Source organism: Cupriavidus sp. FW216-B1, from assembly GCF_058789195.1.
On sequence record NZ_JBYTEL010000005.1, the window covers coordinates 181,630 to 194,899 of the forward strand.

The 13,270-nt window shown below is 69.6% G+C and carries 12 protein-coding genes; 6 read left to right on the plus strand and 6 right to left on the minus strand.

Annotated elements, in window-relative coordinates; all coding sequences use genetic code 11:
- Window positions 1-226: 226 nt before the first annotated feature.
- The 3 genes from AC3WXD_RS13935 to AC3WXD_RS13945 all read right to left on the minus strand — a co-directional run bounded on the left by AC3WXD_RS13935 (window position 227) and on the right by AC3WXD_RS13945 (window position 3,486).
- Window positions 227-2,365 carry a TonB-dependent receptor gene (locus AC3WXD_RS13935; protein ID WP_492323970.1) on the minus strand — a complete coding sequence of 713 codons (2,139 nt, stop codon included), beginning with the start codon at window positions 2,363-2,365 and terminating at the stop codon, window positions 227-229.
- A gap of 93 nt (window positions 2,366-2,458) precedes the next feature.
- Window positions 2,459-2,926 (minus strand): nickel-responsive transcriptional regulator NikR, encoded by a 468-nt coding sequence (nikR, locus tag AC3WXD_RS13940; RefSeq protein WP_020204038.1) that lies wholly within the window; start codon window positions 2,924-2,926, stop codon window positions 2,459-2,461.
- 35 nt (window positions 2,927-2,961) lie between these two features.
- Window positions 2,962-3,486, minus strand: coding sequence for a hypothetical protein (locus AC3WXD_RS13945; protein WP_492323971.1), 525 nt, complete (start codon window positions 3,484-3,486; stop codon window positions 2,962-2,964).
- A 191-nt stretch (window positions 3,487-3,677) separates the two neighbouring features.
- Between AC3WXD_RS13945 and AC3WXD_RS13950 the strand changes: the two genes are divergently transcribed.
- Window positions 3,678-5,066: an MFS transporter gene (locus AC3WXD_RS13950; RefSeq protein ID WP_492323972.1), complete on the plus strand. Its 1,389-nt coding sequence runs from the start codon at window positions 3,678-3,680 to the stop codon at window positions 5,064-5,066.
- A 195-nt stretch (window positions 5,067-5,261) separates the two neighbouring features.
- Here the strand turns inward: AC3WXD_RS13950 and AC3WXD_RS13955 are convergent, their stop codons facing one another.
- From AC3WXD_RS13955 to AC3WXD_RS13965, 3 genes are all read right to left on the minus strand, one after another.
- On the minus strand, window positions 5,262-6,239 hold the full coding sequence (locus AC3WXD_RS13955) for a Bug family tripartite tricarboxylate transporter substrate binding protein (RefSeq protein ID WP_020204041.1): 978 nt from the start codon (window positions 6,237-6,239) through the stop codon (window positions 5,262-5,264).
- Between the two features lie 89 nt (window positions 6,240-6,328).
- Window positions 6,329-7,141, minus strand: coding sequence for an SDR family oxidoreductase (locus AC3WXD_RS13960; protein ID WP_059415106.1), 813 nt, complete (start codon window positions 7,139-7,141; stop codon window positions 6,329-6,331).
- Window positions 7,142-7,246: 105 nt separating this feature from the next.
- A complete protein-coding gene (locus AC3WXD_RS13965; protein WP_059415099.1) occupies window positions 7,247-8,146 on the minus strand; it encodes an IclR family transcriptional regulator in 900 nt (299 codons plus the stop codon).
- Window positions 8,147-8,622: 476 nt separating this feature from the next.
- Between AC3WXD_RS13965 and AC3WXD_RS13970 the strand changes: the two genes are divergently transcribed.
- From AC3WXD_RS13970 to AC3WXD_RS13990, 5 genes are all read left to right on the plus strand, one after another.
- Window positions 8,623-9,483, plus strand: a complete 861-nt coding sequence (locus tag AC3WXD_RS13970) for a branched-chain amino acid ABC transporter permease (RefSeq protein ID WP_020204044.1) — start codon at window positions 8,623-8,625, stop codon at window positions 9,481-9,483.
- A 10-nt stretch (window positions 9,484-9,493) separates the two neighbouring features.
- The gene (locus tag AC3WXD_RS13975) at window positions 9,494-10,525 is read left to right on the plus strand and encodes a branched-chain amino acid ABC transporter permease (protein ID WP_020204045.1); all 1,032 of its coding nucleotides are present in this window, start codon (window positions 9,494-9,496) and stop codon (window positions 10,523-10,525) included.
- On the plus strand, window positions 10,518-11,282 hold the full coding sequence (locus AC3WXD_RS13980) for an ABC transporter ATP-binding protein (RefSeq protein ID WP_059415091.1): 765 nt from the start codon (window positions 10,518-10,520) through the stop codon (window positions 11,280-11,282). Before AC3WXD_RS13975 ends, AC3WXD_RS13980 begins: the two co-directional genes overlap by 8 nt.
- Window positions 11,269-11,976, plus strand: a complete 708-nt coding sequence (locus tag AC3WXD_RS13985) for an ABC transporter ATP-binding protein (RefSeq protein WP_020204047.1) — start codon at window positions 11,269-11,271, stop codon at window positions 11,974-11,976. The genes AC3WXD_RS13980 and AC3WXD_RS13985 overlap by 14 nt, the downstream gene beginning before the upstream one ends.
- Window positions 11,977-12,077: 101 nt before the next feature.
- Window positions 12,078-13,250: an ABC transporter substrate-binding protein gene (locus AC3WXD_RS13990; RefSeq protein ID WP_492323973.1), complete on the plus strand. Its 1,173-nt coding sequence runs from the start codon at window positions 12,078-12,080 to the stop codon at window positions 13,248-13,250.
- Window positions 13,251-13,270 lie beyond the last annotated feature (20 nt).

Below are 13,270 nucleotides of genomic sequence, written 5' to 3' on the forward strand. Positions count from 1 at the left end.
GGAGATTGGACGTGACCGGTTCCCCCGGATGCGGCCGCCCGCCGGGCAAGGCGCGGCTGGCGCGGCTCAACCACTCTAGGCACTCGGCGTGGCGGTGCAATTAGATCGATTGCAGGGGAGTGATGCGGCGTTTCTACTTCGTAAGGATGATGAAACGCCGGCCGGCGCCGACCTTCCCGACCCGCGCCCAACCCGCGCCAACATCGCAAAAATGCCCGGAAACCCGTCAAAAATTCCAGGTCGCGCCAATGCGCAGGGTGCGCGGCTCGGCCGGATGGACATGGTGGTCGTCGATGCCCGCGGGCGCGCCGCCGGCGCCGGGCGGCGAGGCCTCGCCCTTGAGCAGCGAGGCGTAGTAATAATCGATATCGTTGGCGCGCCGGCCCAGCGCGTTCAGCACTTCGGCGAAGACCCGCACGTTCTTCAGCACGCGGTAGCCGAGCTTGAGGTTGACCAGGAACGACGACGCCGAGCGCACGCTGTCGTCCTCGACCAGCGGGCGCGAGCCGAAGTAGCGCATGCGCGCGCCGAACGACCAGCGCCCGCGCTCGGCCGACACGCCCATCGACGCGGTGGCCTGGATCGCTTCGGGAATGTCGTCGCCCACGCTGTCGTGGTCGCGGTAGCGCGCGCGGGAGAAGGCCGCGTCGGCATCGACGATGATGCCCGGCGCCGGCACGTAGTACGCCGCCAGCTCGACGCCGGTGCGGCGGCTCGGCCGGCTCGGCTCGGTGGTGCCGCTGTCGCCCGAGAACACCAGCTCGGAGCCGATGTCGAGCCGCCACAGCGAGGCCGACAACTGCAGGCCCGGCAGCACGTCGGCGCTGCGCACGCCCAGCTCGTAGCCGGTGGCCGGCACCAGCACGCTGACCTTCCGCGCGGGCGCGCCGCTGGCCGGGTCCACCGTGGTGGTGGCGCCGCGCACGTCGTTGCTGTGATAGCCGCGGCCCCAGTTGAGGAACATGTCGGTATGCGCGCCCGGCGACAGCACCAGGCCCAGCTTGGGGCTGACGATGTGGTCGCCGCCGTTGCCGGAATTGGCCGGGTTGTCGCTGGCCACGCCGTACCAGAACTGGTCCGCGCGCAGGCCGGCCACGGTGCGCAGCCACGGCAGCCACTGCACGGCGTTGCGCGCATAGAGCGCGGCGCTGGTCTCGTTGACGCGGTCGCTGCGCACCTGCTGGTAGACCTGCCGCGCCTCGGTGCCGTAGAGCGCGATGGGGTCGAGCCGGTCGTAGCGCAGTTGCGTGCCGAGCTCGGTCTCCGCGTCGCGCCCGGCCAGCTTGCCGAACCACGTGCGCGCGGCATTGGCGCCAGTGGTCACGCGGTTCTCGAACTGCTCGAACTGGTCGCCGCGCCCGGGGTTGTCGAGCGCGTAGGTGAAGTCGGAGAACAGTTGCAGGCGGCTCTTGATGACGTAGGCATTGGCCTTGACCAGCCCGTCCGGCAGCGGCCGCTGCCAGTCCGCCGACAGGCTGTAGCGCGAGGACGCGCCGCCGTCGCTCGGGTCGATGTAGCTGAAGCGCGAGATCAAACCCTGGTCGATGGCGCGCTGCGGTACCTGGTCGGTGGACTGCCAGCGGTTCTTGTAGGCCATCGCCGTGACTGCCACGCGCTCGCCACCGCCCAGCGGCAGGCTGTAGCGCAGCACGCCGTTAAGCTTGTGCACGCCCTCGGGCAGCACCCACGGCCCGTTCTCGCCCATCCATTCCAGCCCGTACAGCAGCGTGCCGGGCCCCGCCTGGAGCGAGTCGGCCAGCAGCCCGCGGCGGTAGCCGTGCTGGCCGATCTCGCCCTGGGCGATGCCCCGCGGCAGGCTCTGCACGTAGTCCATGCGCACCGCGCCAGCGGCGGAGAAATCGCCCTCTTCGGCATGGTAGGTGCCCTTCTTGTAGGCGATGCCGCCGACCAGCTCGGGGATGACGAAATTGAGGTCGGTATAACCCTGGCCATGCGCGTGGGTGCGCATGTTGACCGGCATGCCGGCCACCGTGGTGGCGAGGTCGGTGCCGTGGTCGAGATTGAAGCCGCGCAGGAAATACTGGTTGGCCTTGCCGTCGCCGCTGTGCTGCGTGACGATCAGGCCGGGCACGGTCTCGAGCAGCTCGCCGGGCCGCAGCAGCGGCCGGGTCTCGAGCTGCTCGCGCGTGACGTAGCCCTCGCTGGCGCTGTCGCCTGCCAGCGCTTCGGCCGGCGCGCCGCGGACCGTCACCGCCTGCAACTGCGCATCGGGCCCGGCCTGCTGCAGGCCGCCCGCGCCGGCGACGCCGTGCAGCCCCGCGCCGCAGCTTGCCGCGGCCCACAGCGCCAGCCGCAGCGGGCGGCGGCGCAACGCGCGCGGCAGGCGCCGGAGGTAGTCCCGCATCGTTATTTTTTTGCAATATGAAAATGTATGAAATTTTTAGCAAACTTCATACCACCGGGCAAGCACCATCACGGTGCGGATGTCCGGCGTCTTTCACTCGTGCGGGTGAGGATGCGGATCGGGATGCGGATGCGGGTGGGAGTGCGAGTGGAAGTCGTCGGCCTCGGCCATGACCACGTTCAGCGTCGCCTGGCGCACGCCGCGCTCGCTGCCGATGGCGTCGGCAAGCTGCCGCACGGCGCTGGCCGGGCCTTTCAGGATCACCGTCTCGATGCAGTTGTCGCTGTCGAGGTGGGCATGCATGGTCGAGACCGTGAGGCTGTGATGGGCGTGCTGGATGCGCGTGAGCCGCTCGGCCAGCTCGCGCTCGTGGTGGTTGTAGACGTAGGACAGGTTGGCCACGCAGGGGCCGTCGGCATCGCAGGCCTCGCGCCAGCGGTCGAGGTGGCTGCGCAGGATGTCGCGCACCGCCTCGGAGCGGTTGTCGTAGCCGCGCTCGGCGATCAGCCGGTCGAATTCCTCGGCAAGCTGGTTGTCCAGCGAAATGGTGAAGCGTTCCATGATGGGAGCGAGAAGGCCGGACGGGATGCGCGCGCCTACTTCGAGCGGCTGCTGTCGCCGCCGAGCGGGTCGAGCGTGATCTGCACCTGGCGCAGCACGCCCTGGTCGTCGAAGTAGCAGTTGAACAGCGAGGACAGCATGCCGTCCTGGCGGAAGCGGTAGGACCACACCAGGCGCCGCATCAGCGGGAAATACTGCACCGGCTCGCGCGGCTTGCCGAAATGCTCTTCCACGTCGCGCTGGGTCCAGACGTCGACGCGGGCCTTGTAGATTTCCGCGTTGGTCAGCATCTGGCGGAAGCTGGTCAGCTTGCCGGCGGCGTCGAAATCGGCCGCGTAGGCCTGGTAGCCGAGCGGCTGCCGCGAGTAGATCCAGCGGGTCGTGCCGTCGGCCAGGTGGTAGACGTCGGTCGGGTTGCCGAAGGTGGTCTTGACCGCGTCTTCGGGCGCGCCGATCATCTTCTGCGCCGTTTCCACCGGCTGCAGCAGCGTGCAGGCCGGCAGCATGGCGACGGCCGCGCACAGCAGCCAGCCGCCGAGATATCGTGAGGTAGTCTTCATGGTTTCGCTTCAGGTCCGGGCCGGCGGGGCGGCCCGGGGCGCCGCGCCAGCCTGCAATATAGATCATCGGCCGGCATGGCGTGCGGGCCTGCCGTGAAGCCGCCATTTGCGGACACCGCCGCGGCAGACGATAATTGCGCGGCCGCGCAAGCCGCGCGGCGCTGTCCTCGCCGGTTCTCTTCCTCGCCTCCATGCAGCCACACCAAGGCCTACCCCGTCCCCAACGCACCTGGGCCATCCTCACCGTGTTCTGCGGCCTCATCATGGCCGTGCTCGACGGCTCGATCGCCAACATCGCGCTGCCGTCGATCTCGCGCAAGCTCGCCTCCGACCCGAGCAGCACCATCTGGGTGGTCAACGCCTACCAGCTCACCGTCACGGTGTGCCTGCTGCCGCTGTCCTCGCTGGGCGACATCCTCGGCTACAAGCGCGTGTACCGCACCGGGCTGGCGATCTTCCTGCTCGGCTCGCTGCTGTGCGCGCTCTCGCCCACGCTGCCGGTGCTGGTGGCCGCGCGCGTGCTGCAGGGCATCGGCGGCGCCGGCATCATGAGCGTGAACACGGCGCTGGTGCGCTTCATCTACCCGCCCACCAAGCTCGGCCGCGGCATCGGCCTCAACGCGCTGGTGGTCGGCATCACCATCGCCGTGGGGCCGTCGGTGGGCGCGCTGATCCTGTCGGTGGCAAGCTGGCAATGGCTGTTCGCCATCAACGTGCCGGTCGCGGTGTTCGCGCTGCTGCTCGCGCGCAGCGCGCTGCCGGCCACGCCGCCGCAGCCGCACGGCTTCGACTACCGCAGCGCGCTGCTGTCGACGGTGGTGTTCGCGCTGTTCATCCTCAGCGTGGACGCCGCCGGGCACGCCGGCCTGCGCGCCGCCGCGGCCGCCGGGCTGGCGGCGGCGGCGCTGCTGGGCTGGTGGCTGGTGCGCATGCAGCACGGCAAGCCCGCGCCGCTGGTGCCGGTGGACCTGTTCCGCAGCCGCGCCTTCACGCTGGCGGTGGGCACCTCGTTCTGCTCGTTCATGGCGCAGATGCTGTCCTTCGTGGCGCTGCCGTTCTACCTGGAATACCAGCTTGGCCGCTCGCTGCACGAAACCGGCCTGCTGATCACGCCGTGGCCGCTGATGGTGGCGGTCATGGCGCCGCTGTCGGGCCGGCTGTCGGACCGCTATCCGGCCAGCATCCTGGCCGGCATCGGCCTGGCGCTGCTCGGCAGCGGGCTGGTCGGCCTGGCCATGCTCGGCCCGGAGGCGTCGAGCTTCGGCATCGGCTGGCGCATGGCGATGTGCGGGCTCGGCTTCGGCCTGTTCCAGTCGCCCAACAACCGCGCCATGATCGGCGCCACGCCGCCCGCGCGCAGCGGCGGCGCCAGCGGCGCGCAGGCGACCACGCGGCTGCTCGGGCAGACCACCGGCACCGCCATCGTCGCGCTGCTGTTCAGCATCGAGCCGTCCGGCGCGGCCCGGCTGGCGCTGTTCGTCGCGGCCGCGGTGGCCGCGGCGGGCGCGGTGGTGAGCTTCAGCCGGCTGCGCAGCGGCAGCGGCTCGCAGGCGCAGGGCGCGGCCGAGGCGGACATCTGAGCGAAGGGCGCGTGGCGCGGCGCCGCCGGGGAAGCTCGCCGGCGCCGCCAGCACGCCCGGACACGGCGCTCAATGTCCGCGGCAACGTCAGGGATAGCCAGCGATGGCGCGGCCGCTTCCCCATGTCGGCTGACGCGGCAGGCGAACACGGGAAGCCGGCACCCGCGCCGGGCGCCGAATGCCGGAAGGCTCGCGCTACTCCGCCTTCGCGCCCGACTCCTTCACCACCTTGGCCCACTTCGCGATCTCGCTGCGCTGGTAGCTGGCCAGCTTCTCCGGCGTGCCGAGCACCGGGTCCAGGCCCAGCGTCTTGAGCTTGGCCTGCACGTCGGGCAGCGTATAGATACGGTTGAGCTCGGCGTTGAGCCTGGCGATCACGTCCTTGGGCGTGTTGGCCGGCGCGAAGATGGCGAACCACGAATCGGCCTCGAAGCCGGGCAGGCCCTGCTCGGCCAGCGTGGGGATGTCCGGCGCCGAGGCGGTGCGCTTGGCGCTGGTCACGCCGAGCGCGCGCAGCTTGCCTTCCTTGACCACCGGCAGCGCCGATGGCAGGTTGTCGAACATCATCGTGATGTGGCCGCCGAGCAGGTCGGGGATGGCCATCGCGCGGCCTTTGTACGGCACGTGCGTGATCTTGACGCCCGCCATCGAGTTGAACAGCTCGCCCGCCACGTGCAGCGAGGTGCCGACGCCCGGCGTGCCGAACGTGAGGCCGCCCGGCTTGGCCTTGGCCAGCGCGATCAGTTCCTGCACGTTCCTGGCCGGCACGGAAGGGTTGACCACCAGCACGTTGGGCGTGGACGCGACCAGGATCACCGGCGTGAAGTCCTTGACCATGTCGTATGGCATGTGCGCGTAGAGCGCGCCGTTGATCGAGTGCGTGCCCACCGTGCCCATCGCCAGCGTGTAGCCGTCGGGCGCGGCGTGGGCCACGGCCTCGGCGCCGATGTTGCCGCCGGCGCCGGGCTTGTTGTCGACCACCACCGGCTGGCCCAGCGAGATCTTCTCCGAGAAGATGCGCGCCAGGATGTCCGGCGCGCCGCCGCTGGGAAAGCCGACCACGAGCCGGATCGGCTTGGACGGATAGGTGTCCGCGCGCGCCGGCGGCGCCGACAGGACGGACAAGGCGGTGCAGGCGGCCAGCATGGCCGCCGCGAGAGGTTTGCTGCGCATGGTTGTCTCCAGGTGTTTTTTTGCTTTTTGGGTAATACCGGTACTGCCGATGCTGCGGGTGCCGCGCGGCGCGCGGCCTTGCTCACTGCTTACACCACGCTGCCGCCGAACTCCGCCATCACTTTATCGTGCAGGCGGCGCATTCCCTTGAGCCAGCGGTCGTAGTCCTGGCCCTTGCGCTGGTAGTACTCCAGCACTTCGGGGTGCGGCAGGATCAGGAAGCGCTCGTCCTTCACGCCGGCGAGCGTGACCTGCGCCACGTGCTCCGGCGTGACCGAGCCGGCCTGCAGGAAGCCCTTGCGCGAGCCGTCCTCGCCGAACAGCATGTTGGTCTGCACGCCCTGCGGGCAGATGCAGCTTACCTTGATGCCGCGCTCGCCGTAGGTGATCGACAGCCATTCGGCGAAGCCGATGGCCGCGTGCTTGGTCACGGCGTAGGGCGCCGAGCCGATCTGCGACAGCAGCCCGGCGGCCGACACGGTGTTGACGAAATAACCCTCGCCGCGCGCCAGCATCTGCGGCAGCACCGCGCGCGCGGCGTGGATGTGGGCCATCACGTTGATCTCCCAGATGCGCTGCCATTCCTGCGCGCTGGCGTCGAGGCCCTTGCGCAGGATGATGCCGGCGTTGGAGCAGAACACGTCGACCTGGCCGAAGCGCTCGGTGGCGGCGTCGGCCAGCGCCTGCACCGCGGCGGCATCGGCCACGTCGGTGCGCTGCGCGAAGACCTGGCAGGCGGGACTGGCCTGCGCCAGTTCCGCGGCCACCGTGCGCGCGCCGGCCTCGTCGAGGTCGGCCACCGCCACGCCGCGCGCGCCGCCGGCGGCGAAGGCCAGCGCCAGCGCGCGCCCGATGCCGGTGGCGGCGCCCGTCACGATCACGGTCTTGTTGCGGATGTCCATCGTTGTCTCCTTTGTTTTCTTTGTCTGTATTGCCTGCTGGATGTCTGGCCCTTGCGGCGCATGTCCGCCGGGCCGTGTCGATGCGCGATGATGCCCGTTATCCGCTTATCCGTGCCCCTGCCACAGGCGCCCCTGCAGCGCGTCGGCGAGTTCGCGGATGCGCGGGCCGAGATTGCCGTCGAGGATCTCGGGCGCGAGCCGCGTGGCCGCGCCGCCGATGTTGATGGCCAGCACTTCGGCGCCGCCTTCGAGCACCACCGGCGCGGCCGCGCCGCTCACGGTGCGGTCCCATTCCGCGTGCGCCACGCAGAAGCCGCGCCGGCCGTAGTCGCGCAGCGCGCGCTCTAGCTTGGCGCGCAGCGGCGCCCAGCGGCTGCCGTAGAACTGTTCGAGGTCGGCGATGGCGGCGGCGCGCCGCGGCGCTTCCAGCCCGGCCAGCCACGCGCGGCCGATGGCGGAGGTGGCGGTGGGCAGGCGCGAGCCCGGCGCCAGCCGCATCACCAGCGCGCCGCGCGGCTGGCAGACCTCGAGGTAGACCATCTCGTGGCGGTCGGCGGTGGCCAGCGCCACGGTGCAGTCGGTGGCGAACGCGAGCGACTGCATCAGCGGCCGCGCGATCTCGCGGATGCGCGAGCCGGCGAGGTAGCGCTGGCCGAGCACCATCGCGCCTTGCCCGAGGCGGTATTTCTCGAGCGATTCGGAATAGATCAGGTAGCCCAGGCTGGTGAGCGTGTAGGTCAGGCGCGAGACGGTCGGGCGCGGAATGCCCGCGCGCCGCGCGAGCTCGGCATTGCCGAGGTAGTCGTCGTGCGGGCCGAACGCGCGCAGCAGGTCCAGTCCGCGCGCCAGCGCGGTGACGAAGTTGCGGTCGTCGCGCGCGGCGTCGGCGAGCGCGCCGGCGCACGGCGGCAGCGTATCGGCATCGGCGTCGGGCACGGACGCGGGCACGGATGCCGGCACAGGCACGGACACGGGCGACAGCGGGATCGACGAGGTGCGCTTCATGGATGGCGGCGACGCTGGAGACGGGCTGCAAACCGCGGGCCGTGAACTGCGGACCGCGGGCCGCGGGAGGACGCATTCCGCACCGCGCCGGCATGCCGAAGAAAACGGGTTGCGCCGGCTATTTCGCTCTGCGGAAGACTATTCCGTATTCCTTGACTGTGCCTCAGGCCGTATGCAACAGTCAATGAAAACGAACGATCGTGCTGGAAAGTGCATATGCATGCAAACGCATCGCGCTTTCACCGGCCGACGACACCGGCAGCGAGGCATCGCCCTCGCCCCGCCAATCCGCACTGCACAGGCATTGCACAGGAGACAGAACATGCACCGCACGACCCGCCAAGCCGCGTCACCGCCCGGCTGATCCCGCCCTCGCCTCATGAGCGGCGCCGCCTTCGCGCGGCGCCGCACGTTCCACGCCATCCGCGCCGCGGATTGCGTGTCTTCGTTCGTGATCCGCAAAGAGGTAAGCCGAGATGTTGTTTCTCCAACAAGTCCTGAACGGCCTCACGCTGGGCGGCGTGTACAGCCTGGTGGCGCTGGGCCTGACGCTGGTCTACGGCATCCTGCACGTGCCCAATTTCGCGCACGGCGCGTTCTACATGGCCGGCGCCTACGTCTCGTACTACATGATGGCCGCGCTCGGCCTGAACTACTGGCTGGCGATGGGCGCGGCGGCGCTCGCGGTGGCGGCGCTGTCGATGCTGGCCGAGCGCCTGGTGTTCCATCCGCTGCGCAACGCGCCGGAGCTGCACGACATGATCGCCGCCATCGGCATCATGCTGTTCCTCGAAGCCGGCGCGCAGGCGCTGTGGGGCGCGGACTTCCTGCGCATGCCCACGCCCTACGGCCAGATGGTGGAACTGTTCGGCCTGACCGCGCCGGCGCAGCGCCTGCTCATCATCGCCGCCGCGTTCGGCCTGATGGTGCTGCTGCACCTGTTCCTCACGCGCACCGTGACCGGCTCGACCATCGTGGCGATGGCGCAGAACCGCGAGGGCGCCGCGCTGGTCGGCATCGACGCCACGCGCGTCACGCTGCTGGTGTTCGCCATCTCGGGCGCGCTGGCGGCCATCGCCGCCACGCTGTACGCGCCGATCAACCTGGTCTACCCGAGCATGGGCAACCTGGTCATCACCAAGGCCTTCGTCATCATCATCCTCGGCGGCATGGGCAGCATCCCGGGCGCCATCGTGGGCGGGCTGATCATCGGCATGGCGGAGAGCTTCGGCGGCTTCTACGTCTCCACCGACTACAAGGACATCATCGCCTTCGTGCTGCTGGTGGCCATCCTGTCGGTCCGGCCGCAGGGCCTGTTTGCCGGCAAGACCGCCTGAGGAGCGCAGCATGACCAAGACACTGCAAGGCAAGACCGGCTGGGCGCTGCTGCTGGCGCTCGCCGTCGCGTTTCCGCTCATCACGCCCAACAGCTACTACCTGACGGTGATGACGCTGGCCTTCATCTACGCCATCGCTACGCTCGGGCTGAACCTGATCACCGGCTATACCGGCCAGCTCAACCTCGCGCACGGCGGCTTCATGGCGATCGGCGCGTACACGCTGGGCATCCTCACGGTGGACCACCAGGTGCCGTTCTGGTGGGCGTTCGCGCTGTCGGGCGTGGTGTGCATGGCGGTGGGCTACTTCGTGGGCGTGGTGTCGCTGCGCCTCAAGGGCCATTACTTCTCGATCTTCACGCTGTGCATCGGCTACATCATCTACCTGCTGATCGAGAAATGGGAAAGCCTCACGCACGGTACGGTGGGCCTGATCGGCATCCCGGTGCCGGCCGCGGTGGGCCCGCTCGCGTTCGACAACGTGCAGGCGCAGTACTACCTGGTGCTGTTCTTCCTGGCGGCGGGCACCTTCCTCATGCACCGCATCGTCACCTCGCTGCTGGGCCGCAGCTTCATGGCCGTGCGCAACAGCGACGCGCTGGCCGAGGCGCTGGGCATCAACCTGATGCGCACCAAGGTGCTGTCCTTCGTGCTGTCGGTGGGCTACGCGGGTTTCGCCGGCGCGCTGTACGCGGGCCAGGTGCGCTTTCTCGGCCCCGACATCGCGCGCACCGACCTGACCTTCGACATGGTGATGGCGATGCTGGTGGGCGGCACCGGCACGCTGCTCGGGCCGCTGCTGGGCGCGGTGCTGGTGCCGTGGGTCACGCAGACGCTGCAGTTCCTGCAGGACTACCGCATGCTGGTGTTCGGACCGGTGCTGGTGCTGCTCATCATCTTCGTGCCGGACGGCATCGTCGGTTCGTGGCTCAAGCGCCAGGCGCGCCGCGCCGCCGCCGCGCGGCGCGGCGGCAAGGACCGCGCGCCGGCCGCCACGCCGGCCAGCGCAACCGCAGCCAACGCAGGAGCCGACCATGCTTGAGATCCGCAACCTGACCCGCAAGTTCGGCGGCCTGACCGCGGTGAACGAGGTCTCGGTCACGTTCGAGACCGGCCACATCAACGCCATCATCGGCCCCAACGGCGCCGGCAAGACCACCTTCTTCAACCTGATCGCCGGCACGCACGCGCCCACCTCCGGGCAGATCCGGCTCAAGGGCCGGGACGTGGCCGGCCTGCGCGCCGACCAGATCGCGCGCCTGGGCGTGGCGCGCACGTTCCAGGCCACGCATCTGTTCGACCGCGCCACGGTGCTCGACAACCTGATCGTGGGCCACCGCCTGCGCACGCACTCGGGCCTGGCCGACGTGCTGTTCAACACGCGCCGGCTGCGCGAGGAAGAGCGCCTGTGCCGCGACAAGGCCGAGGAAGCGCTGGAGTTCGTCGGCCTCGCGCACCTCGCGCACGAGGTCGCCGCCGACATCACGCAGGAAGAGCGCAAGCGCGTGGCCTTCGCGCTGGCGCTGGCCACCGGCGCCGAACTGCTGCTGCTCGACGAGCCGGCCGGCGGCGTCAACCCGGAAGAGACCGTGGGCCTGGCCGGGCTGATCCGCAAGATGGTCGGCCACGGCAAGACGGTCTGCCTGATCGAGCACAAGATGGACATGATCATGCGGCTGGCCGACAAGATCATGGTGCTCAACTACGGCGAGAAGATCGCCGAGGGCACGCCGGCGCAGATCCAGCAGGACCCGCACGTCATCGAAGCCTACCTGGGAGCCGACCATGTTGCAGCTTGAACGCGTCTCGCTGTCCTACGGCAGCTTCCGCGCGCTGGACAACATCACGCTGCACGCCGGCGCCGGCGAGCTGGTGGTGCTGCTCGGCGCCAACGGCGCCGGCAAGAGCTCGATCTTCCTGGCCATGAGCGGCATCCACCGCGCCAGCGGCGGCACCATGCGCTTCGACGGCCGCGAGCTGTCCGGCATGAAGCCGTCGCAGATCGTGCAGGCCGGGCTGGTGCACTGCCCCGAGGGACGCAAGCTGTTCCCGGCCATGAGCGTGCAGAAGAACCTGACGCTGGGCGCCTACGTGCACCGGCGCGACACGGCCGGCATCCGGCGCTCGCTGGAAGAGGTGTTCGAGATGTTCCCGATCCTGCGGCAGAAGAAGGACGACCCCGCCGGCTCGCTCTCGGGCGGCCAGCAGCAGATGGTCGCGCTCGGCCGCGCGCTGATGAGCCGCCCGCGCGCGCTGCTGCTCGACGAGCCGTCGCTGGGGCTGGCCCCGCTGGTGGTCAAGCAGATGTTCGAGGTGATCCAGCGCATCAACCGCGCCGGCACCACGGTGCTGCTGGCCGAGCAGAACGCCTACGCGGCGCTGGGCATCGCGCACCGCGCCTACGTGATCGAGAGCGGGCGCATCGTGATGGAGGGCGACCGCGACGCGCTGCTCGGGGACGAGGGGGTCAGGCGGGCGTATATCGGGGGCTGACGCCGCCGCGTGTTGCATGTTTTCTTCCCTCTCCCGCTTGCGGGAGAGGGAAGAAAACAAGAACAACAACAGGCAGTACCAACACAACAGGAGACAGCCAGATGCAAACCAAGACGATCCGCCGCTTCTTCCCGCTTGCCGCCACCGCCGTGGCCGCGCTGCTGGCATCGGGCGCCGCCTTCGCCCAGGAGGTGGTCAAGCTGGGCTACACCGGGCCGCTGTCGGGCGGCGCCGCGCTGTACGGCAAGAACGTGCTGTCCGGCATCCAGATGGCGGTGGACGAGATCAACGCCGCCGGCCTGGAGGTCAAGGGCAAGAAGGTCAAGCTGGAAGTGGCCGCGCTCGACGACAAGTACGCGCCGGCCGAGGCCGCCATCAACGCGCGCCGCCTGGTGCAGCAGTACAAGACGCCGGCCGTGTTCGTGCCGCACTCGGGCGGCATCTTCGCACTGCAGGCGTTCAACGAGCAGGAGAAGTTCCTGGTGATGGCGTACTCCAGCGTGCCGCGCATCACCGATGCGGGCAACAAGCTGACCATCCGCATCCCGCCGGCCTATACCGGCTACATCGAGCCGTTCGTCAAGGCGCAGATGAAGCGCTACGGCAAGAACGTGGCGCTGGCGCCGGCCGACCACGACTACGCCAAGGCCTGGGTGCAGGCCTTCGTGCCGGCATGGGAAGGCGCGGGCGGCAAGGTGGTGGCCAACAACCCGATGTCCTACACCAAGGCCACCGACTTCTACAGCGGCGTGTCGCGCGTGCTGGCCGACAAACCCGACGTGATGTTCGTGGGCGGCCCGTCCGAGCCGACCGCGCTGGTGGTCAAGCAGGCGCGCGAGCTGGGCTTCAAGGGCGGCTTCATCGTGATGGACCAGGCCAAGCTCGACGAGATGGCCAAGGTCACGGGCGGCCTGGGCATGCTCGAAGGCGCGATCGGCGTGATGCCGCTGGCCAACGACAGCCGTCCGGCCGCGCAGACCTACAACGCCAAGTACAAGAAGCTGCACGAGGGGCGCGACGCCACCACCGAGATGTCGCTCAACTACACGATGGTGTACGTGCTGGCCAATGCGATGAAGCTGGCCGGCACCACCAGCGACGTGGCCGCGATCCGGGCCAGGATGCCGGAAGCGGTGAAGACGCTGGCCAGGGACGCCAACCCCAACGAGATCGAGAGCATCGATGCCAGGGGCGGCACCGTGGCCGATACCGTGGTGGGCTGGGTGCAGGGCGGCAAGATCGCCCAGGTGCGGCTGTCGGAACTGGCCAGGTAACGCTGCGCCGGACCGCGCGC